Raw genomic sequence first — 20,235 nt, 5'->3', positions numbered from 1 at the left:
GGCTGTTGACAGTCGACGGCCGCGGGCCGGTAGGTTCGTCCGAGTCCACCACCGGACGCCCGAGCGGGGAGCGTTCACGCAATGCGGCGCAGCGCCGCTGGGTCAGGGACGGTGTGCCGCACCGGGGCACCGTCGCTGGGAGCCAGGCTCAGTGCCCGCGCCGCCGAGGGAACGTTCCGGCCGGTCGGCAAGGTGTGACCCGGGTGGGGCCCGAGCGCTCAGTAGACAACGGCTTTCGGTCGATCCGCAGCCAGCGGGTCCCAGGTCGGCCCGAAGGGCGCCGGGCCCCCATCCGCCGTGGTGGGAAACCGAGGGCGACGAGCCGTTAAGGTACGTAAAAACGCATTCTTACCCCACTCTTGTGGAATCGACACCACCATACGAACGAGCTGTCACGTCTACCCATGCGGCGGCCACTATGGTGGACGCCTGCGTACGACCAGAAGGGGCATCTGTGAACGACGGCGACGGGACTCTCGCGGCCAAAGCCCAGGGGGGGCAGTTCGGTCCGCTCGGCACGGCCTTGGTGATCATTCCGACCTACAACGAGGCGGAGAACATCAAGACCATCGTCGGCCGGGTACGCAAGGCCGTCCCCGAGGCGCACGTCCTGATCGCGGACGACAACAGTCCCGACGGCACCGGCAAGCTCGCCGACGAACTGGCCGCCGAGGACGAGAACGTCCAGGTCATGCACCGCAAGGGCAAGGAAGGCCTCGGCGCCGCCTATCTCGCCGGCTTCCGCTGGGGCCTGGAGCGCGGCTACGGCGTGCTGGTCGAGATGGACGCCGACGGCTCCCACCAGCCCGAGGAACTGCCCCGGCTGCTCACCGCCCTCAAGGCCGCCGACCTGGTGCTCGGCTCCCGCTGGGTGCCCGGCGGCCGCGTGGTCAACTGGCCCAAGTCCCGCGAGTTCATCTCCCGTGGCGGCAGCCTCTACTCCCGGCTCGCGCTCGGCCTGCCGCTGCGCGACATCACCGGCGGCTACCGCGCGTTCCGCCGCGAGACGCTGGAGGGCCTGGGCCTGGACGAGGTCGCCTCGCAGGGCTACTGCTTCCAGGTCGACCTGGCCCGCCGCGCGGTCAAGGCCGGCTACCAGGTGGTCGAGGTCCCGATCACCTTCGTCGAGCGCGAACTCGGCGACTCCAAGATGAGCAAGGACATCCTGATCGAGGCGCTGTGGCGGGTCACTGCCTGGGGCGCGGCGGAACGGGTCGCCAAGCTCACCGGCAAGAAGAAGCGCACCGCGTAGTCTCAGCGGTTTCCCGTCGGCTCCGGTCGGTCAACCCCTTATCCCGTGCTGAGGCGCCGCCAGGCACACTGGGGGTATGACGACTGGCGCTCCGACCTCTCCGTATCTCGCCCGGCCCCGGCGCTCCCGGCTGCGCAGGTATCTGCCGCTGGGGGTCGCCGCCTGGCTGGTGCTGGAGATCTGGCTGCTGACCCTCGTCGCGGGCGCGGCCGGGGGCTTCGCCGTTTTCCTGCTGCTCGTCGCGGGCTTCGTGGCCGGTTCCGTGGTCATCAAGCGGGCGGGCCGCCGCGCCTTCCAGAGCCTGAACGAGGCGCTGCAGCGGGGCGGTTCGCCCGAGCGCGGCGGTGGCAACGGCCTGATGATGCTCGGCGGACTGCTGCTGATGATCCCCGGCGTGGTCTCCGACGTGGCCGGCCTGCTCCTGCTGATCCCGCCGGTGCAGAAGGCCGTGAGCCGGTACGCCGAGAACGCCCTGGACAAGAGGCTGCGCACGGCGGCCCCCGGCACCCTTGGCGACGCCTTCCAGCAGGCCCGTATCCACCGCCCCGACGGCAGGGTGGTGCAGGGCGAGGTCATCAGGGAGGACCGGCCGGGTCCGGGGGAGCCGGGGGAGCAGTACCCGCCGCTGACGCGGTGATCGCCCCACGCAGCCGCACTCGAACACGAAAAACCGCGGGCGCCGTACGTCGAGTTCACGTACGGCGCCCGCGGTTGATTGACGTGCGCTGTGTGTCGGTCCAGCCCCGCAGGGACTATGCCGACTTGCGGCTGTCCCGGGGATGAACCGCGATGTTCATCGCCCCCGAGCGCAGAACCGCCAGACGCTCCTCGAGGACCTCTTCGAGCTCCTCACGGGTGCGCCGCTCCATCAGCATGTCCCAGTGGGTACGCGCGGGCTTGGCCTTCTTTTCTTCAGGGCCGTCGCCGTCGACGAGGAGTGCCTGGGCCCCGCAGACCTTGCACTCCCACTCCGGCGGGATCTCCGCCTCGACCGAGAAGGGCATCTCGAAACGGTGCCCCTTCTCACATGCGTACTCCACGGCCTGGCGCGGGGCCAGGTCGATACCGCGGTCCGTCTCGTAGCTGGTCACCACGAGGCGCGTACCGCGAAGAGCTCGCTCACTCATGAATCGTGCCTCCCGGGCTTGTCGCCCACAGGACAGGTGTCGCTGTCGTCGTCATCCGGTCAACGTCCGGTCGGCGGTAAAGATTCCCGTTCCGTGTCCCGTTCCGGGTCGTGCGTCGCCGTCGTAGCCGCAGCCTTGCTGACCAATGTCGTACCCACCGGCGCCCGGTTTGTCACATCTGCTAGCAGATGTCACCCAGCGTTTCGGCATCTTTGACGCGCAGTAACGGTACGCCTGGCAGGCCAAAGGCGTACACTACCGCCCTTTCGGGTTGAGCGCTAAATCGGTCCTAGATCCTTTCCGGAACAGGGTTGCCCGCCTCGCTGATCGCCCGCCGGACCGGGACCCGGGCCAGCAGGGCGAAGCCGATCACGAAGAAGGCCACCAGCGAGATGATCGCGGACCGATAACTTCCGGTCAGCTGGTAGGTCATGCCGAACAGCAGCGGTCCGAGCCAGCTCATCCCGCGATCGCTCATCTCGTACGCCGAGAAGTACTCGGCCTCCTTGCCGGGCGGCACGAGGTGCGAGAACAGCGACCGGGACAGCGCCTGGCTGCCACCCAGGACCAGGCCGATCCCGGCGGCCAGCACGAAGAAGAACACCGGCGCCTTCGCGGGCAGGAAGTAACCGGCGGCCAGGGTGACCGTCCACGCCACCAGTGAGCCCAGGATCGTCCGCTGGGCGCCGTACGTCCGCGCCAGCCGCCCCATCGCCAGCGCTCCGGCCACGGCCAGCACCTGCACCAGCAGCACGGCCACGATGAGCGTCGACTGGCTGAGGCCCAGTTCCTGCGAGCCGTAGACGGAGGCCTGGGTGATCACCGTCTGGATGCCGTCGTTGTAGATGAGGTACGCCAGGAGGAAGGCGAGGGTCAGCGGGTAGCGGCGCATGTCCCGGACCGTCGCCGAGAGCTGCCTGAACCCGGGAGCCTTGGCGCGCTCCACGCGTGTGTGCCGGTCGCGCAGCCTGCGCAGCGGTACGAGCGTGAAGGCACCCCACCACAGGCCCGCCGAGGCAAGGCAGACGCGGACCGCGGCGGTCTCGGTCAGGCCGAAGGAGTCGTGCGCCGAGTACAGGACCAGGTTGGCGACCAGGACCGTGGAGCCCGCCGCGTAGCCGAAGGCCCAGCCCCGCGAGGAGACCGCGTCGCGTTCCTCGGGCGGGGCGATCTGCGGCAGATAGGAGTTGTAGAGCATCATCCCGACGGACTGGGCCGCGTTGGCCACCACCAGGAGCGCCCCGCCGAGCAGATACCGGTCGCCGTCCAGGAAGAACATGCCCGCGGTCGCGGCTGCCCCGGTGTACGCCGCGGCGGCGAGCAGCGGCTTCTTGCGACCGGTGCGGTCGGCCGCGCTGCCCACGAGCGGCATCACCACGACCGCCACGACAACCGACAGGGACACCGAGTAGGCGAAGAAGCTGCCCGCCCGCACCGGTATGCCCAGTGGATGCACATAGCCGTCGGCGTCCGCGGCCCGCCGGGCGACCGCGGTGAGGTAGGGCCCGAGGAAGACCGTCACCACGCTCGTCGAATAGACCGAGCAGGCCCAGTCGTAGAAGTACCAGCCGCGCTGCTCGCGCCGCAGACCGGCGGTCTCGTCCGCCGCCTGCGTCCGCAGGGTGTCGGTTTGCACCCGTGCCCTCGCTTTCCCCGCTTATGCGAAGGCTCGGACCAGCGGCGGCCGGGTGGTCAGACCCAGACGCCGCGCTCCTCCATGACCTTGCGCAACGTGTCGATGTGATCGGTCATGATGCCATCGACACCCAGGTCCAGGAGCCGGTGCATGCGCTCTGGTTCATTGATCGTCCACACGTGCACCTGCAGCCCGCGCGCGTGGGCGGCGCGGACGAAGCGGTGGTCGACCACCGGGACGCCCGACTGGGCCTCGGGCACCTGCGCGGCGACGGCCGACCGGCGCACCGCGGCCGGCAGCCCCCACGAGCGCAGCCGCAGACTCAGTACCCCGCGCGTGCCGAACGAGGTGGCCAGCCGGGGGCCGGCCAGCCGCTGGGCGCGCAGTACCCGCGCCTCGGAGAACGAGCCCACGCAGACCCGGTCCCAGGCGCCCGTGCGCTCGATGAGGTCGAGCGTGGGGCGCAGGGCGGGCTCCGCCTTGATGTCGACGTTCCAGCGCACCTCGGGGAAGGTCTCCAGCAACTCCTCGAACAGCGGCACCGGTTCACGGCCCGCCACACGCGCCTGCCGTACGTCCTCCCACGGCAGGTCGGCGATGCGGCCCGCACCGTCGGTGACCCGGTCCAGCGTCGAGTCGTGGAAGGCGACGAGCCGGCCGTCGGCGGTGGCGTGCACATCGGTCTCGATGTAGCGGTAGCCCAGCTCCACCGCGCGCCGGAACTGCGCCACGGTGTTCTCCAGCCCGGCGGCGGACCCGCCCCGATGGGCGAAGGCGATCGGGCCGGGATGGTCGAGGTAGGGGTGGCGCAAGGGCGGTGTCGTGATGCTCACCCGGGCAGTATGGCCCGTTCCGGTGTCGCGGTGGCAACGACCGTGCTGCCGCCCGGTGCCGGCGGGACGGCGAACACCCGCAGGAACAGCTGCGCCAGCGGTCCGATGGACACCGCGTACAGCACGGTGCCGACTCCGATGGTGCCGCCCAGCAGGAATCCGGTGATCACCACCGTCACCTCGATCCCGGTCCGCATCAGCCGGATCGAGCGGCCGGTGCGCCGGTGCAGCCCCGTCATCAGCCCGTCGCGCGGACCCGGACCGAACCGAGCCGCGATGTACAGGCCCGTCGCCGCGCCGTTCAGCACGATCCCCACGAGCACGAGCGGGACTTGTACGACGAGGGAGCGTGCGTCCGGGACCAGTGCCAGCGTGCCGTCCATGGCGAGGCCGATGGCGAAGACGTTGGAGACCGTGCCGAGTCCCGGGCGCTGGCGCAGCGGGATCCACAGCAGCAGCACGGCCGCCCCCACGATGATCGACACCACCCCGATGGTCAGCCCGGTCAGCTTCGCGAGCCCCTGGTGCAGTACGCCCCAGGGCTCCAGCCCCAGGCCCGCCCGTACGAGCAGTGCGGCACTCGCGCCGTAGAGCGCGAGCCCGGCGTACAGCTGGATCAACCGTCGTCCGAGACGGCGTCCTCCGGAGTGACTGGGAGCGGACATGAGATTCCCCCCTGGGTGGTGGAAGTGGCCTTGCGCATGTCACTCTGTGGCTTGGGATGAATCATCATCCATGGCCAATTCGGGGAAGGTGGACTGATCGTCATGGGCCAGTGGACTTCTGCAATGGGGGCCGCGCAGCTGGCCCGGCTCCTCAAGTCCCAGCAGGACCGCCCGGCCGGCCCCGGCACCCGCCGCCCGCCCGCCTACCGCGCCCTCGCCGACGGCATCCGGCTGCTGGTCCTCGAAGGGCGCGTCCCGGTGGCCGCCCGCCTCCCCGCCGAACGCGAACTGGCCCTCGCCCTGTCCGTGAGCCGGACCACCGTCGCGGCCGCATACGAGGCGCTGCGCGGCGAGGGCTTCCTGGAGTCCCGGCGCGGAGCCGGCAGCTGGACCGCCGTCCCGGCGGGCAACCCGCTGCCCGCGCGCGGTCTCGAGCCCCTGCCGCCCGAGGCGCTGGGCTCGGTGATCGACCTGGGCTGCGCCTCGCTCCCGGCCCCCGAGCCATGGCTCACCCGCGCCGTGCAGGGCGCCCTGGAGGAACTGCCGCCGTACGCCCACACGCACGGCGACTACCCGGCGGGCCTGCCCGCCCTGCGCGCGATGATCGCCGAGCGCTACACCGCGAGCGGGATCCCCACGATGCCCGAGCAGATCATGGTGACGACCGGTGCGATGGGCGCCATCGACGCGATCTGCCACCTCTTCGCCGGCCGCGGTGAGCGGATCGCCGTGGAGTCCCCCTCCTACGCCAACATCCTCCAGCTGATGCGGGAGGCCGGTGCCCGCCTGGTTCCCGTCGCGATGGCCGAGGGCCTCTCCGGCTGGGACATGGACCGCTGGCGCCAGGTGCTGCGCGAGGCCGCGCCCCGCCTCGCCTACGTCGTCGCCGACTTCCACAACCCCACCGGCGCGCTCGCCGACGACGACCAGCGGCGCCGCCTGGTGGACGCGGCACGCTCGGCCGGCACGGTGCTCGTGGCCGACGAGACGATGACCGAGCTGTGGCTGGACGAGGAGTGCGCGGGCGGTGGGATGCCGCGCCGGGTGTGCGCCTTCGATCCGGCCGGCTCGACCGTCATCACGGTCGGCTCGGCCAGCAAGGCGTTCTGGGCCGGCATGCGGATCGGCTGGGTGCGGGCGGCTCCGGACGTCATCCGCAGCCTGGTCGCTGCGCGAGCCTACGCCGATCTCGGTACGCCGGTACTGGAGCAGCTCGCCGTCAACTGGCTGTTCAGCACGGGTGGTTGGGAACAGGCGGTCGAGCTGCGCCGCGCCCAGGCCCGGGAGAACCGGGACGCGTTGGTGGCGGCGCTGCGCCGGGAGCTGCCCACGTGGGAGTTCGACATCCCGAAGGGCGGTCTCACCCTGTGGGTCCGCGCCGGCGGCCTGTCCGGATCCCGGCTCGCCGAAGCGGGGGAGCGGACCGGCGTCCGCGTTCCTTCCGGCCCGCGCTTCGGCGTGGACGGCGCCTTCGAGGGCTATGTCCGGCTGCCGTTCACCGTCGGGGGAGCCGTGGCGGAGGAGGCGGCGATCCGCCTGGCCGCGGCGGCTCGGCTCGTGGAGTCGGGCGCGACGGGCGGTGCTGAGGCGCCCCGCACGTTCGTGGCCTAGTCCGCCCACCAGCTCGGGACGCGGTTCGCCCACCAGCTTGGGCCGCGGTTCGCCCACCGGCTCGGGACGCGTGGTGGTCCGGCGGCCGCGGGTCCGTGGGGGCCGGCCGGGTGCCTACGGCGTCTCCGCCGCCACCGTCTCCGCGGTCACCGGCGCCGCATCAACCGCCGGCTTCGTCAGATCCGTCGGCTTCGGGGGATCGGTCGGTTCGGCCTCCACCGCAGTGGCCCGGGGCGGCAGCAACTCCAGCACCGCCTGCCGATCGGCGTCGCTGGTCGCGTCGTCGTACGGATCCGGCGTACGCGGCACCTGAAGCCGGTGCACCAGACCCGACCCCAGCCGCGCGAAGCCCCGCCCCGGCGGCACATGCCCCAGCGGCGTGGTGTGCGGCGGAGCCCCCAGTACCGCCTCCACCTGCCGCGCCGCCACGGGCCCGAGCACGACACGCGCGCGCGTGTGCTGCCGTACCGCGTCGGTCAAGGACTCCGCGCTGTCGAACTGCTCGGCCACCACGACGGTCACGTTCGCCGCGCGCCCGTGCCGCAGTGGCACCGCCAGCAGTGTCTGAGGGTCCTTGTGGCCGTCCGCCATGGCGAGGTGGGCGAAGACGGACGGCCGGTCCAGCATGATCCACAGCGGGCGCCGGGCGTCGGCCGGCGGCGGGTCGCCCGCCTGCCGGGCCAGGTTGATGGCGATGAGCCGCCGCTCGGTCTCCTGCGCCGCCCACTCCAGGCTCGCCAGCGCCCCGGGCAGCGCGCACTCCACGGCCAGCACGCCGTCCCGGCCGGTCAGGCACGCGTACTCACCGGTGCCGCCGCCGTCGACGATCAGGACGTCGCCGTACTGGAGGGCCTGCAGGGCGATGGAGCGCAGCAGCGTCGAGGTGCCGCAGCCGGGGTGGCCCATGGCCAGCAGGTGCGGCTCGGTGGAGCGGATGCCGGTGCGCCAGACGACCGGTGGGACGTCGATCTGTTCCTCCCCGTAGGAGAGGGGAAGCGTGCGCTGGACCTCGCTCGGGTCGGTGAAGCCGAGGACGGTCTCGCCGGGCGCGGTGACGAAGTGCTGGGCCGGGATGTCGGCGGGCAGCGGGGGGAGGACGGCGACGGTGAGCTGGTTGCCCTCCTCGTCCCAAGCGAAGCGGTACTCGCGGCCCCGCCCGGCCTTCGCGGTGAGCAGCTGCTCGATCCGCGCACGGACCTCGGGCTCGCCGTCCGGGAAGTAGGCGGGGTAGCGGATCACGAGGTGGGCGATGCGCCCGTCGTCGTCGAACTCGTACGCCAGGAACGCCTTCTCCCGCTCTCCGCCGTGCGCATACAGCGGCGCCGGGTCCTCGGGGCTGGAGAAGTACGGCACCAGGGCGTCGTAGAGGGACTGGAGCCGTTCGGCCTGGGACTCGTCGGGTCCCTCGGGAGCCGGCGGGGTGCGGTCGCGGCCCTGCCAGGCCGCCGCCGCCATCACGGTGATGACGGCGAGCAGCGGCCCGTACGGCACCAGCGCCACGACCAGGACTACGGACGCCACCAGGAAGAGCAGCGGCCCGCGCTTGTCCTTGGGCGTGTCCGCCCATCTGCGCCGCGCGGCCGAGGCCAGCAGGCGCAGCCCGCGCGTGACGGTGATCAGCGGGTGCAGGACGTCGGTGGCGCTGTCGGCCGCCGTCCGCGCCAGCTCCCTGCTCCGGGCGATCTGCATCCGGGCGATCTGGGCGCTGTCCTTGCTCAGAATGCGGGGGAGAGGGCGCCGGGCCACTGCTGTCTCCTGATCGTGCGTGCGTGCGGGGCGGACGGGATCAGAACTTGAGGCCGCCGAGGAGACTGGCCAGGCTCTCGCCGCCGGCCTTGATGCTCGGGGCGATGGCCGTGCTCGACAGGTAGAAGCCGAACAGGGCCGAGACGGTGGCGTGCGAGCCCTTCAGTCCGTCTTTGCGGAAGAAGAGGAAGACGATGATTCCGAGGATGAACACGCCTGACAGGGAGAGGATCATTTCGGGCCTCCTGGTGTCGAAGGTGGGGGACAGTCACCATGAGTTCTTCCAGGATCACAGGATGTATCCATATGATTAAAGGTGCAACTGGGTGAAATTCGGCTGATTTCCCCCGGTCGGGGGAATCTTCCCGGCCACCGGTTGACCTGGCCTCTTGCCTCCGGCGGGTGCTGTTGCTGATCTTTACCTCGGGCACATCGGGTCATGTGCCGCGCGAGCCAGTACGCTGGCGATTCACTCGTACGGCCGTGTTCCGCTCGCTGCCGTACGCTCCCTGCAGTACCCGAAGTTCCAGGAGAGGCGGTCCGCCGATGAGTGAAGCCCCCGACCCCGAGGTCGTGGAGCTGGCGACCAAGATCTTCGATCTGGCCCGGCAGGGCCGGACCGAGGCGCTCGTGGCGTACGTCGACGCCGGCGTTCCGGCCAACCTCACCAACGACCGCGGCGACTCCCTGGTGATGCTCGCCGCCTACCACGGTCACGCCGACGCGGTGCGTGCCCTGCTCGCCCGGGGCGCCGCCGCGGACCAGGTCAACGACCGAGGCCAGACCCCGCTCGCGGGTGCGGTCTTCAAGGGCGAGACGGAAGTGATCAAGGCTCTTCTGGAGGGCGGGGCCGACCCGGCGGCGGGGACGCCGTCGGCGCTCGACACCGCCCGGATGTTCGGCAAGACGGAACTTCTGGAGTTGTTCGGCGCGCTCTGACGCGCCTGTCCTTACCAGATACGGCACGGAAAACGGGGGAGGCGGTAAAGGGCCGCCGGAAATACGGTCGCGGCAGCACACACCGCGGGTCATCATGACGACGTGATTCACGGACGCGATGGCTGGGCAGGTGTTGCCGCACCGCGCGGGCCGTGATGCGGTCCGCATGGGCCACAGACGAGAGGCAGAGAGAGATGGTCTACAGCAAGCAAGAGACGGCGGGCGCTCCGACGTTGTGTCACGCGGCCAGGTAGTGCGTGTTCTCCGGTTGCGTCGACGCTTGATGTGAGGCTGTTTCCCATGTTCGATCCGGTCATAGCGCCCAGCGGTACGCTGCTCGGCCTGCTCCAGCGGGGCCGCGGCGACGGTACCCTGCACGCGCTCACCGCCCCGCGCGCCGAAGCGCTCGCGGCCCTGAACCAGTGCGTGCTGCGCGATCCCCGCCACGACTGGCAGGTGGAGAACCGCTCCCTTTACTACGCCCGGCTCTACCTCGACCTGAACGGCGAGCTGGACGCGATCGAGGCGCACCTCTTCGACCCCGAGGACGTCCTCGACACCGACGAGTCCCGTACCGGCCTGTCCCTGGCCGTCCTCGGGCACCTCGCCTCCTACGGCAGGCGGGACGCGCTCGAACTGCTGCGCAGGTACGCCGCCCACGGCTCCAACTGGGCCTGGGCCCTGGACGAACTGGCCCTCAGGGACGACGACGCGGGCCTGCGCGCCCTCGCCCCACCCGTCCTGGCCCGCTTCGCCACCGACCCCGAGGGCGAGGCCGAACTCGCCTGCGCCGTACGCGACGCCTTCGAGCCGAGGCCCTGGCGGCTGTGGGCCGAGGACCCGCGCGAGTCGATCGCCACGCGCGTGCGTGCCGCCCAGGAGACCGGCTGTTTCGACCGCTGGCAGCGCCAGCTGCGGCCCACCGGCCCACGGCCCGGATGGAGCGTGCGCGCCGTCTTCGAGTGGGCCCAGCAGGGCATGGAGCGCGGCGCCGCCCTCCATGTGCCGGCCGCCCGCTGCCTGGTCGCCGTGGCCGGCCCCGAGGACCGGCCGGAGATCCTCCAGGCCGCCCGCAGCGGCATCGACGGCGCCCGCTGCACCGCACTGCGCTACCTCGCCGACAGCAACGACCCCGACGCCCTCGGCCTGATCGAGGCCGCCGTCGCCGACGGGACGTCCGTCGTCGTGGAGGCCGCCGTCGACGCCTTCGAACGGATGCGCAGCGTCGCCGCCGTCGACCGCGCGCGCCGCTGGGCCCAGCGCCCCGACGTGCTCGGCGCCGCCGCCGGACGCATGCTCGCCTGCCGCGGCGGCGTCCAGGACCGCGACCTCGTCCTCGGCGCCCTCCGCGAGGCCGTACGTGGCGAGGGCCCCGACGCACCCACGCTGTGGACCCTCGTCGACGGCACCGGGCGCCTGGGCATCGCCTGTGCCGCCCCCGTGCTGCGCCACATCTACCGGGAGACGGCCTCCTCCCATCTCCGCGGCCGTGCCGCCCGCGCCCTGGCCGCCACCGACCCCTCCTTCGCCACCGGCTTCGCCGTCGAATGCCTGTGGGACTGCGAGGAGACCACCCGTGAACTCGCCGCCCGGCACGCCGAGACCGGTGACGCCCGGGTCGTGGAGCGCCTTCGCCGCCTGGCCGCCGATCCGGCCGAGGAGGCGGAAGTGCAGACGGCCGTGCGCAGCCGCTTCGGACCCGACGCCGCCACCGGCTGACCCCGCAGCCGTACCCGGCCCGGGCGGACGACCACCCGCCGGGTGAACACCGGGTATCTCGCAGGTCAGGCGGTCATGACGACCGTCTGACCTGCTCGGGTGTGCAGTACAACGCTCATGGGACGTTTCCCGGGCGGAAAGATCGAAGTTGACGCGGCCACGTCCGGCGCGGCGACAACACCCGTATGCGTGTCGTCATCGTGACCGAATCCTTTCCCCCCGATGTGAACGGCGTGGCCCACTGCGCGCTCCAGACCGCCCGGCACCTCGTAGATCGCGGTCACCATCCGCTCGTCGTCGCCCCCGCCCCCGCTCCGGGCAGCGGACGGGACACGGACGCCCCGTGCCCGGTCGTCCGGATCCCCTCCCTCCCGCTCCCCGGCTACCCCCAGGTACGCGTTGCCCTCCCCAGCCGACGGCTCGCCGCAGCGCTCGTCGAGCACCGCGCCGACCTGGTCCATCTCGCCAGCCCCTTCGTCCTCGGCGTCCGCGGCATGGCCGCCGCCGCCAAGCTCGGCATCCCCGCCGTCGCCGTCTACCAGACCGACCTGGCCGGCTACGCCCGCACCTACATGGGCGCCGGCGAGGCGGCCGCATGGCGGCGCATCCGCTCCGTGCACGCCGCAGCCGACCGCACCCTCGCCCCCTCCAGCGCCGCCCTCGGCGACCTGGAGGCACATGGCGTACCCCGGGTCCGGCTGTGGCCGCGCGGCGTGGACACCGTACGTTTCCGGCCAGACCTGCGTGACGAGGCGCTGCGCCGCGAACTCGCCCCGAACGGTGAGCTGATCGTCGGCTACGTCGGCAGACTCGCCCCCGAGAAGCACGTCGAACTCCTCGCCGGCGCCTGCGGCCTGGACGGCGTCAAGGTCGTGGTCGTCGGCGACGGGCCCAGCCACGCCCACCTCACCGAGGCCCTGCCCGGCGCCGTCTTCCTCGGCCGGCGCACCGGAGGCGACCTCGCGCGGATCTTCGCCTCGCTGGACGTGTTCGCGCACACCGGCCCCTTCGAGACGTTCTGCCAGACCGTCCAGGAGGCCATGGCCAGCGGTGTTCCGGTCGTGGCACCCGCCGCCGGAGGCCCGCTCGACCTGGTCGCCCACGGCCGCACCGGATACCTGGTCCCGCCGCGCGACGCCGACGCCGTACGCGAAGCCGTCCGTGAACTGGCCGCCGCCCCGGCGCGGCGGACCGCGTTCGGCGCCGCCGCGCGCGCGATGGTCGAGGGCCGCACCTGGGCCGCCGTCGGCGACCAGCTGATCGCCCACTACGGCGACGTCCTCGCGGCGCGCAGGACGGTGGTGGCGGCATGACCGGCCAGTCCCTGCGCATCGTCCGGCTCGCCAACTTCGTCGCCCCGGCCTCCGGGGGCCTGCGCACCGCCCTGCGCGAGCTGGGCAAGGGCTTCAAGGCGGCCGGTCACGAACCGGTGCTCATCGTGCCCGGCGAACGGCACACCGACCGCGACACCGAGCAGGGCCGCGTCATCACCCTGCCCGGCCCGCTGCTGCCCGGCACCGGCGGCTACCGCGTCCTCACCGACAAGCGGCGCGTCGCCGCCCTCCTGGAGGAGCTGGCCCCGGACCGCCTGGAGGTCTCCGACCGTACGACCCTGCGCTGGACCGGCCGCTGGGCCCGCCGCGCGCGCGTGCCCGCCGTGATGGTCTCCCACGAGACCGCCGACGGCGTGCTGCGCACCTGGGGCCTGTCCGAGAACCTCTCGCGCCGGGCCGCCGACGCCCTCAACACCCGTACCGCACACGTCTACTCACGGGTGGTGTGCACCACCGAGTTCGCCGAGCGCGAGTTCGTGCGCATCGGCGCCCGCAACGTCGTACGCGCCCCCCTGGGCGTCGACCTGATGGAGCGCCACCCCGCACTGCGCGATCCGGGGGTGCGCAGCCTGCACGCGCGCGGGGGCGAGGCGCTGCTCGTCATGTGCTCCCGGCTGTCCGTGGAGAAGCGGCCCGGCACGGCTCTGGACGCCCTGGAGGCGCTGCTGCGGCGCGGGCGGCGGGCGGTACTCGTGGTGGCCGGGGACGGTCCGCTCAAGCCCCGGCTGGAGCAGCGCGCGCGGGAGCACGGGCTGCCGGTGACATTCCTCGGCCACGTCTCCGACCGGGCCGCGCTCGGCGCCCTCCAGGCCACCGCGGACATCGCCCTCGCGCCCGGGCCCGCGGAGACCTTCGGACTCGCCGCCCTGGAGGCCATGGCGTGCGGCACGCCCGTCGTGGCGAGCGCGTCGTCCGCGCTGCCCGAGGTCATCGGCTCCGCCGGAGCGACCGCAGCCGACCGCGGCGAGGCCTTCGCGGACGCCGTGGAGCTGCTCCTGGACCGTGGCGAGCGAGTAAGGCGGGAGGCGGCACGCGCGCGTGCGGAGTGCTTCGGCTGGGGTACGGCCGTGGAGGCGTTCCTCGCGGCCCACGACGCGGAGCTGCTCCGCCCGACCGGCCTGCGCCGCGCCGTGCCGGGGGGCGTGGCATGAGATCCGTCCGTTTCGTCGCCCTCGGTGACTCGCTGACCCAGGGCGTGGGCGACCCCGTCGGGGACGGCTGGCGGGGCTGGGCCGCGCTGCTGGCGCCCTCCCTCGTCGAGGCCGTCGACTCCGTGGAGTTCACCAACCTCGCGGTCAGCGGCGCGCAGACGCGCGACGTGCTGGAGCGGCAGACGCCGGCCGCCCTCGAACTCCGCCCCGGCGTGGTGTCGGTCGTGATCGGCGTCAACGACACGCTGCGCCACACCTTCGACATCCAGGCGGTGGCGGCCCACCTGGACGAGGTCTACGCGACCTTCACCCGCGAGGGCGCCACCCTGCTCACCGCCTGCCTGCCCGACCCCGGCGCGATGCTGGGCCTGCCGGGCGCCCTGGCCCGTCCGCTGGCCCGCCGGCAACGAGCCGTCAACACGGTCGTCCACGCGCTGTCCGAACGCTACGGCGCCATCCACCTGCACGCCGCGGACGGTGCCTGGATCACCGACCGGGCGTTGTGGAGCGCGGACCGGCTGCACCCGGGCGAGCGCGGGCACCGGCAGCTCGCCGTCCGCTTCCACGCCCTGCTCACCGAGGCGGGCCGCGCGACGGGGCAGCCGCCCTCGCCCGAACCGGAGTTTCCCGCCCCGACCCGGGCGGCGAGCCTGCTGTGGCTGGCCACGGCCGGCACCGCCTGGGTGGTCCGGCGCTGCAAGGACCTGCTGCCCCAGCTGCTGCGCCTGGCCGCCGACGAACTGCACCACCGGGCCCGGGGCACCAGCGCCCGCCTCGACCTGAGTGCCTCGGCGGCGGTGACCGCGGCCCTGGCCCGCCTGCCGGAGGGCACAGCCGAGGACGCCGAGGCTCAGCGGCGCCCTTCCGGCACGAGCCGGCCGGCCCTGCCTGCTTCCGCCCGCGCGGCGGCGAATCCGGGCACGGCCCGGGCGGCTTCGCTGGTGGCTGGTGTGGGTTCTGGGGTGGCGGGTGCGGGTGCGGGTGCGGTTGGGCCGGGCTTGGTGACTGGTGCGGGTTCTGTGACGGTTGCCGGTGTGGTCAGGTCGGGCTCGGTGGCTGGTGCGGCCTCTGAGGTCATGGTTGCGGGTGAGGTCCGGTCGGGCCCGGTGGTTGGAGCGGGCCCTGAGGCCACGGTTCCGGTTACAGCCCCGACGGGCTCCTCCACCGTAGGTGCGGCCTCTGGGAGCGTGGTGTCGGGTGCCGCTCGCGTGGCTCCGGTTGTTGATGCGGGCTCTGAGGCGATGATTCCGGGTGTGGTCCGCGCGCCGTCCTCGGCCGCGGGTGGGGCCTCTGGGGGCGCCGTGCCCAGAGAGGTTCGCGTGGCTTCAGTTGCTGGTGCCGGGTTTGAGGCGGCGGCTCCCGGTGTGGTCCGGGAGGCCCCCTCGGTTGCGGGTGCGGGCCGTGGAGGAGCGATGCCGACTGCCGCCCGCGTGGTCTCGGTTGCCGGTGCGGCCTGCGAGGGCGCGATGCCGGGTTCCGCCCGCGCGGCCTCGGCTTCGGGTACCGATCTCGGCGCCACGGTTCCGGACACTGCCGACTCGGCCACCGTGCCGGACGCGGCCCGCGTTGCCATCGGGACGCAGGCGGCGCGGACCACCGCGGTCACCGGGTAGCGTCCTGCGGGCCTGGGGCCGCCAAGGTGAGGCCCGGACGCGCGTCCGGGCCGACCCGAACGCGCCGAGGCGCAGGTGTCGCCGGGGAGTTCACCGGGCGGGGCCCGTGTCCGGCGCGGGCCCCTCGGTGGCCGGCAGCCGTCCGGTGCCGTTGCCCTGGAGGAGGCCGCATACGCGCGCGTGGCCGAGGTCGGCGCTCGGTCCACGCGTCCTGCGCCGGTAGGAACCACGCGCCGCGCCCCCCCCGGCGAACGGCGTAGGCCCCCGTGGCCCCTCCCTGGGTGAGGGGCGCCCGGCGGTCTCAGACGACGCCCACCAGCCGGTACTGCTCGTCGCGGGCGTCGGTCAGGAACATCTGGCCCGGGGCGTGGGTGATGGCGAACGGCGGCCGGGAGGCCATCACCGCCGCCTGCGGGGTCACCCCACAGGCCCAGAACACCGGGATGTCACCGGGCTCGACGGTCACGGCGTCGCCGAAGTCGGGCCGGGCCAGATCCTCGATGCCGAGGGCCGCGGGATCTCCGCAGTGCACGGGACCGCCGTGCACGGCCGGCAACAGGCCGCTCTCCCGGATCGCGGCGCGCAGGTGCTCCGGCGGCACCGGCCGCATGGACACCACCATCGGCCCGCGCAGCCGGCCCGCCCCCCGGCACGCGCGCGTGGTCACGTACATGGGTACGTTGCGGCCCTCCTCGACGTGCCGGATCGGCACGCCCGCCCGGGCCAGCGCCCACTCGAAGGTGAAGCTGCACCCGAGCAGGAACGACACCAGGTCGTCCCGCCAGTGCGCGCGCACGTCGGTGGGCTCCTCGACCAGCTCGCCGTCCCGCCACACCCGGTAGCGCGGCAGGTCGGTGCGCAGATCGGCGCCCTCGGCGAGGACCGTCACCGGGGAGCCGGCGTCCGTGACGTCGAGCACCGGGCAGGGCTTGGGATTGCGCTGGCAGAACAGCAGCATGTCGTAGGCCCAGTCGGCCGGTACGGAGATGAGATTGGCCTGCGTGTGGCCCGCCGCGACCCCTGCCGTGGGGCCCGTGAGGCCCTCACGGAAGCGGGCCCGCACGGTTTTCGGGCTCCACGCGTGCGCGTGCTCGTCGACGGTGGTGACGGGACGGTCCCCGGTGTTCCGGGTCTGCAGGGAAGGGATCGTGCTCATGGGCGCCTCGCAGAAGGGACGTCGATGCGGGGAGGTGAGCAGTGCCGTAGGGGGCACGGTAGAGGATCGTTCAACGATCCTTCAATACCCATGTTGTCTCGTTCCGGTGCGTGCGATTGAATTCCCGGCATGGCAGAGCAGCTGACGGCACTGGCCGGCGATCGCGCGCTCCTGGGGCGCACGAGCACGGCGGAGCGGGTTTCGGACATCCTCCGCAGTCGTATCGCCGACGGGTACTTCCCGCCCGGCACCCGGCTCTCGGAGGACGGCATCGGCGGGGCGCTCGGGGTCTCCCGCAACACCCTGCGCGAGGCGTTCCGGCTGCTCACGCACGAACGCCTGCTGATCCACGAACTCAACCGCGGTGTGTTCGTCCGGGTCCTGACCGTCGAGGACGTCGAGGACATCTACCGCACCCGCTCCCTGGTGGAGTGCGCCGTCGTCCGCGGGCTCGGCGAGCCGCCGTACCGGCTGGACGGCGTCGCCGCGGCGGTCGCCGAGGGGGAGACGGCGACCGCGGAGAAGGACTGGAAGGCGCTGGGTACCGCCAACATTCACTTCCATCGGGAACTGGTCGCCCTGGCCGGCAGCGAACGCACCGACGAACTGATGCGCAGCGTCTTCGCCGAACTGCGCCTGGCCTTCCACGTCGTCGACGACGAGCGCCGGCTGCACGAGCCCTACCTCGCCCGCAACCGCGAGATCCTGCGGGCGCTGCAGGCCGGGGACCGGCGCGCGGCGGAAGGGCTTCTGGAGACCTACCTGGCGGACTCCCTGGAGCGCATCGTCGAGGTGTACCGGCGACGGGTGGGCGAGGAAAGCGCTCCCTGAGCGGGTGCGCCCCAAAGGGGCGGGGCTGTATCGGTACGCGGCTCCGCCGCGTGGGCGCGAGCGACCACGGACGGCCCGCGCCCGGACAGCGACCCGCAGTCCTGTCGGGCAAACCGGCGGAGCCTCTCGTTTGGGTCGATGTCAGACCGAGGACCTAGTCTGTGCACCGTGACTTCGCCTGCATCGACGGACAGCGTTCCGCCCCAGCTCAGCGCGGGGCCGCGCCCGGCACCGGGCCCGGCCGCCGACGAGGGGCTGGCGCGGCGGCTGCGCGCGCTCGCCTGCACCGCGCCGCTGCACGACCTCGACGCACGCAAGGCCAACCTGGCCGGTGAGTACTCGGTGTACGGCATGGCCGAGGTGGCCCTCGCCGCCATCGACCTGGTCACGCTCAACATGGACTTCGACACCGGCGCCGACCACGAGCAGATCGTGGCCCGCCTCGTCCCGCGCATCGCCGCCCAGGCCCCCCACCGCCCCACCGCCGAGCACGAGCGCGTGGCCCGCTGGGTCCTGGAGAACCTGATCAACGTCGGCAGCGTCGACCGCGGCTTCCGCGCCGTCTACGGCACGTTCGCCCCGGACGGCACATACGTCCGCAGGGACTACGACTTCAAGCTGATCGAAGAGGTCCCCGGCCCCGGCGGCACGGTCTATCTGCGGACGACGGACGAGGCGGTCAACGTCCTGGTCGGTGCCCTCGACACCGACGTCACCAGCGCCCAGATCGCCGCCGAGGTCAAGCTGGAGGTGCTGATCAGTCGCGGTCGGCTCGCCGACGCCCAGCTCGCCGCCGAGCAGGCCCGCTACCGCACGGTGCAGTACTCGGAGACCCTGCGCCGCGCCCTGGAGGCCACCCGGCGCAACGTCCGCGCGGTCGACTGGCTGAGCGCCGTGCCCGACATGATCGCCGAGGCCCTGGACCACGTGGCCGACCGCTACCGCCACGAGAACGCGATCCTCACCAACATCCGCAAGGCCCGCGACGAGACCGAGGAGCCGGAGCACAAGCGGCGCGCCGCCGAGCTGGTGGACATCGTCAAGGACTGCATCCGCCGGCACACTCAGCTCCAGTCGCGCCTGCTGGAGGCGGGCCCGCTGTTCCGCGCCGAGCAGGACCGGCAGGCCTTCGCCACGCCCACGACCACCTCCGGGGTAGACCTGTACGGCCATCTCGTGGCCCCCGTCCTGCCGCTGCCCCTGGAGCAGGCGATCCGGGTCACGGACGCGTTCTTCGCGCGCGGCACGGGGCTGCGTACGCCGGTGTCGGTGCGGGTCGGCGACCTCGTCGACATACTGCTGACACCGCCGGTGGAGCGGGAGCATCTGGGCGCGGAGATGCCGGAGCCGGATCTGATCGCCACGCCGGACGACAGCCGGTTCAGCGAGGAACAACTGGCTGCCGCGATGGAGTTGCTGGACCTTCCGGCCGACGCGCCGCGCAGGCTGTCGGGGCTGCTGGCCGCCGCCCGGCGCACCGGGGATCCCGATCTGGCGTACCTGGTCGCCCTGTTGGCGGTCCACGCGGCCAGTCCGGCTGTCGGCACCGCCTACCGGCAGGGCGAGGAGAAGCTGCTGTTCGCCGTGGACGACGGGGCCGAACTGGATGACCCCGAGTTCGGCGGTGCCGACCTGATCGTGGGAACCGCCCTGCTGGACGCGGCCGGGATGGCGGCGGACAGGACCGAAGCAGCATGAGCGAGCAACAGCGTGACAAGGAGCCCCGACCGTGACCGAGCACGTCGAGTGGAGTGAGGCGGAGCCCTCCGCCCCGTCGGCGCCCGCCGCCGTCACCCCCGCCGACGCCGCCGACGCGGCGCGGCTCGTCGCCTTCGGTCTGCAGCCCAAGCTGCAGCCCGCGCGGGACCAGGAGTACACGGAGCTGCTGCGCCGGTACCGGGACGACCCGGCATTCGCACGGCTCGCGGACGCCGTCGCCGCCGGTCTGGGACTCGTCGTGCTGGAGGTGTCCCCGCGTGCGGGCATGGCCGTGACGGCCGCCGAGGACTCGGTGTTCGCCGTCCGCATGGGTGACTACGCGCGTCGCACCGCCGCCGACTCCGGCGACCGCTTCCTGCACGGGCTCGCCCATCTCGCCGTCGCCGCACTGGCGTTCCCACGCCCGGAGGACCTGTCCGACGACTCCTACATCGGCCGCGTCACCGTCAACGGCGTCGACGCCTTCGTACGGCAGGCCTGCCGGCGTCTGGAGGAGCGGGCCGAGGAACTGGGCGAGAACACCGACCCGGCGACCGACGCGCCCGGCCTCGAGGCCGCCTGGCGGATCTGGGCCAGACGCAGCGCCACCGGTGCCACCAAGGACGCCCGCCGCCCGGCCGCCTCCACCACCGGCATCGTGGCCAAGGCCCTGGCCTTCCTCACCGACTCGGGCTTCCTGCAGCGCACCGGCGACGACGGCGGCGGCACGTACCGCACCACGGCCCGCTACCAGCTCCAGGTCCGCGACATGGCCGGCAGCGCCGCCATGGCCGAACTGCTCGAGCTGGGCGTCGTACCGGTGACCGACGGCACGGCCAGCCTGCTGCCCGCCGAGGACACCGAGGACCTGGAACTGGTGGCCGGCGCCGGGCTGCCGTTCCACTCCTGAGGGCCGCCGAGCTC

General features: G+C 72.8%; 17 protein-coding genes and 1 pseudogene. 11 read left to right on the top strand and 7 right to left on the bottom strand.

Features of this window, described 5'->3' with window-relative positions; genetic code table 11:
- The first annotated feature begins 454 nt into the window (after window positions 1-454).
- Both ACWC0C_RS25385 and fxsA read left to right on the top strand, forming a co-directional pair.
- On the top strand, window positions 455-1,252 hold the full coding sequence (locus ACWC0C_RS25385) for a polyprenol monophosphomannose synthase (RefSeq protein ID WP_450866078.1): 798 nt from the start codon (window positions 455-457) through the stop codon (window positions 1,250-1,252).
- Between the two features lie 76 nt (window positions 1,253-1,328).
- The gene (gene fxsA / locus ACWC0C_RS25380; protein ID WP_450866077.1) at window positions 1,329-1,889 is read left to right on the top strand and encodes an FxsA family membrane protein; all 561 of its coding nucleotides are present in this window, start codon (window positions 1,329-1,331) and stop codon (window positions 1,887-1,889) included.
- 115 nt (window positions 1,890-2,004) lie between these two features.
- Here fxsA and ACWC0C_RS25375 read toward each other — a convergent pair whose 3' ends face one another.
- From ACWC0C_RS25375 to yczE, 4 genes are all read right to left on the bottom strand, one after another.
- Window positions 2,005-2,379: an RNA polymerase-binding protein RbpA gene (locus ACWC0C_RS25375; protein ID WP_003977404.1), complete on the bottom strand. Its 375-nt coding sequence runs from the start codon at window positions 2,377-2,379 to the stop codon at window positions 2,005-2,007.
- A 289-nt stretch (window positions 2,380-2,668) separates the two neighbouring features.
- Window positions 2,669-4,015: an MFS transporter gene (locus tag ACWC0C_RS25370; RefSeq protein WP_450866075.1), complete on the bottom strand. Its 1,347-nt coding sequence runs from the start codon at window positions 4,013-4,015 to the stop codon at window positions 2,669-2,671.
- A 56-nt stretch (window positions 4,016-4,071) separates the two neighbouring features.
- The gene (locus tag ACWC0C_RS25365; RefSeq protein ID WP_449196788.1) at window positions 4,072-4,848 is read right to left on the bottom strand and encodes a glycerophosphodiester phosphodiesterase; all 777 of its coding nucleotides are present in this window, start codon (window positions 4,846-4,848) and stop codon (window positions 4,072-4,074) included.
- A complete protein-coding gene (gene yczE, locus ACWC0C_RS25360; RefSeq protein WP_450866073.1) occupies window positions 4,845-5,513 on the bottom strand; it encodes a membrane protein YczE in 669 nt (222 codons plus the stop codon). Before yczE ends, ACWC0C_RS25365 begins: the two co-directional genes overlap by 4 nt.
- A 102-nt stretch (window positions 5,514-5,615) precedes the next feature.
- Between yczE and ACWC0C_RS25355 the strand changes: the two genes are divergently transcribed.
- The gene (locus ACWC0C_RS25355) at window positions 5,616-7,124 is read left to right on the top strand and encodes an SCO1417 family MocR-like transcription factor (protein ID WP_450866071.1); all 1,509 of its coding nucleotides are present in this window, start codon (window positions 5,616-5,618) and stop codon (window positions 7,122-7,124) included.
- Between the two features lie 114 nt (window positions 7,125-7,238).
- Here the strand turns inward: ACWC0C_RS25355 and ACWC0C_RS25350 are convergent, their stop codons facing one another.
- Both ACWC0C_RS25350 and ACWC0C_RS25345 read right to left on the bottom strand, forming a co-directional pair.
- A complete protein-coding gene (locus ACWC0C_RS25350) occupies window positions 7,239-8,870 on the bottom strand; it encodes a hypothetical protein (RefSeq protein WP_450866070.1) in 1,632 nt (543 codons plus the stop codon).
- A 40-nt stretch (window positions 8,871-8,910) separates the two neighbouring features.
- Complete coding sequence (locus ACWC0C_RS25345) at window positions 8,911-9,105, bottom strand: hypothetical protein (protein ID WP_449196792.1); 195 nt, start codon at window positions 9,103-9,105, stop codon at window positions 8,911-8,913.
- 311 nt (window positions 9,106-9,416) lie between these two features.
- Between ACWC0C_RS25345 and ACWC0C_RS25340 the strand changes: the two genes are divergently transcribed.
- The 5 genes and pseudogenes from ACWC0C_RS25340 to ACWC0C_RS25320 all read left to right on the top strand — a co-directional run.
- On the top strand, window positions 9,417-9,809 hold the full coding sequence (locus ACWC0C_RS25340) for an ankyrin repeat domain-containing protein (protein WP_449196793.1): 393 nt from the start codon (window positions 9,417-9,419) through the stop codon (window positions 9,807-9,809).
- Between the two features lie 300 nt (window positions 9,810-10,109).
- Window positions 10,110-11,528 carry a HEAT repeat domain-containing protein gene (locus ACWC0C_RS25335; protein ID WP_449196794.1) on the top strand — a complete coding sequence of 473 codons (1,419 nt, stop codon included), beginning with the start codon at window positions 10,110-10,112 and terminating at the stop codon, window positions 11,526-11,528.
- A gap of 185 nt (window positions 11,529-11,713) precedes the next feature.
- Window positions 11,714-12,841, top strand: a complete 1,128-nt coding sequence (locus tag ACWC0C_RS25330) for a glycosyltransferase family 4 protein (RefSeq protein ID WP_450866068.1) — start codon at window positions 11,714-11,716, stop codon at window positions 12,839-12,841.
- Window positions 12,838-14,013: a glycosyltransferase gene (locus tag ACWC0C_RS25325; protein WP_450866066.1), complete on the top strand. Its 1,176-nt coding sequence runs from the start codon at window positions 12,838-12,840 to the stop codon at window positions 14,011-14,013. Before ACWC0C_RS25330 ends, ACWC0C_RS25325 begins: the two co-directional genes overlap by 4 nt.
- Window positions 14,010-14,834, top strand: a pseudogene (locus ACWC0C_RS25320) (SGNH/GDSL hydrolase family protein); the annotation flags it as partial. The gene ACWC0C_RS25325 and the pseudogene ACWC0C_RS25320, both read left to right, overlap by 4 nt.
- Before the next feature lie 1,093 nt (window positions 14,835-15,927).
- Here ACWC0C_RS25320 and ACWC0C_RS25315 read toward each other — a convergent pair.
- Entirely contained in the window at window positions 15,928-16,782 is an 855-nt protein-coding gene (locus ACWC0C_RS25315; RefSeq protein ID WP_450866064.1) for a putative hydro-lyase, read from the bottom strand.
- A 129-nt stretch (window positions 16,783-16,911) separates the two neighbouring features.
- Between ACWC0C_RS25315 and ACWC0C_RS25310 the strand changes: the two genes are divergently transcribed.
- The 3 genes from ACWC0C_RS25310 to ACWC0C_RS25300 all read left to right on the top strand — a co-directional run bounded on the left by ACWC0C_RS25310 (window position 16,912) and on the right by ACWC0C_RS25300 (window position 20,221).
- Complete coding sequence (locus tag ACWC0C_RS25310; protein ID WP_450866063.1) at window positions 16,912-17,613, top strand: GntR family transcriptional regulator; 702 nt, start codon at window positions 16,912-16,914, stop codon at window positions 17,611-17,613.
- A gap of 168 nt (window positions 17,614-17,781) precedes the next feature.
- The gene (locus ACWC0C_RS25305) at window positions 17,782-19,311 is read left to right on the top strand and encodes a hypothetical protein (RefSeq protein WP_450866061.1); all 1,530 of its coding nucleotides are present in this window, start codon (window positions 17,782-17,784) and stop codon (window positions 19,309-19,311) included.
- A 31-nt stretch (window positions 19,312-19,342) separates the two neighbouring features.
- A complete protein-coding gene (locus ACWC0C_RS25300; RefSeq protein WP_449196800.1) occupies window positions 19,343-20,221 on the top strand; it encodes a hypothetical protein in 879 nt (292 codons plus the stop codon).
- Window positions 20,222-20,235: the final 14 nt, after the last annotated feature.

Source organism: Streptomyces sp. NPDC001709, assembly GCF_053596375.1.
Note: the sequence above shows the minus strand (reverse complement) of the source record. Positions and strands in the feature narration are given on the sequence as shown.

Excerpts from the sequence above, each read along its gene's own strand:
- fxsA (WP_450866077.1), top strand. The coding sequence starts at position 1,329 with ATGACGACTGGCGCTCCGACCTCTCCGTATCTCGCCCGGCCCCGGCGC.
- ACWC0C_RS25375 (WP_003977404.1), bottom strand. The coding sequence starts at position 2,379 with ATGAGTGAGCGAGCTCTTCGCGGTACGCGCCTCGTGGTGACCAGCTAC.
- yczE (WP_450866073.1), bottom strand. The coding sequence starts at position 5,513 with ATGTCCGCTCCCAGTCACTCCGGAGGACGCCGTCTCGGACGACGGTTG.
- ACWC0C_RS25355 (WP_450866071.1), top strand. The coding sequence starts at position 5,616 with ATGGGCCAGTGGACTTCTGCAATGGGGGCCGCGCAGCTGGCCCGGCTC.
- ACWC0C_RS25345 (WP_449196792.1), bottom strand. The coding sequence starts at position 9,105 with ATGATCCTCTCCCTGTCAGGCGTGTTCATCCTCGGAATCATCGTCTTC.
- ACWC0C_RS25340 (WP_449196793.1), top strand. The coding sequence starts at position 9,417 with ATGAGTGAAGCCCCCGACCCCGAGGTCGTGGAGCTGGCGACCAAGATC.
- ACWC0C_RS25335 (WP_449196794.1), top strand. The coding sequence starts at position 10,110 with ATGTTCGATCCGGTCATAGCGCCCAGCGGTACGCTGCTCGGCCTGCTC.
- ACWC0C_RS25330 (WP_450866068.1), top strand. The coding sequence starts at position 11,714 with ATGCGTGTCGTCATCGTGACCGAATCCTTTCCCCCCGATGTGAACGGC.
- ACWC0C_RS25325 (WP_450866066.1), top strand. The coding sequence starts at position 12,838 with ATGACCGGCCAGTCCCTGCGCATCGTCCGGCTCGCCAACTTCGTCGCC.
- ACWC0C_RS25315 (WP_450866064.1), bottom strand. The coding sequence starts at position 16,782 with ATGAGCACGATCCCTTCCCTGCAGACCCGGAACACCGGGGACCGTCCC.
- ACWC0C_RS25310 (WP_450866063.1), top strand. The coding sequence starts at position 16,912 with ATGGCAGAGCAGCTGACGGCACTGGCCGGCGATCGCGCGCTCCTGGGG.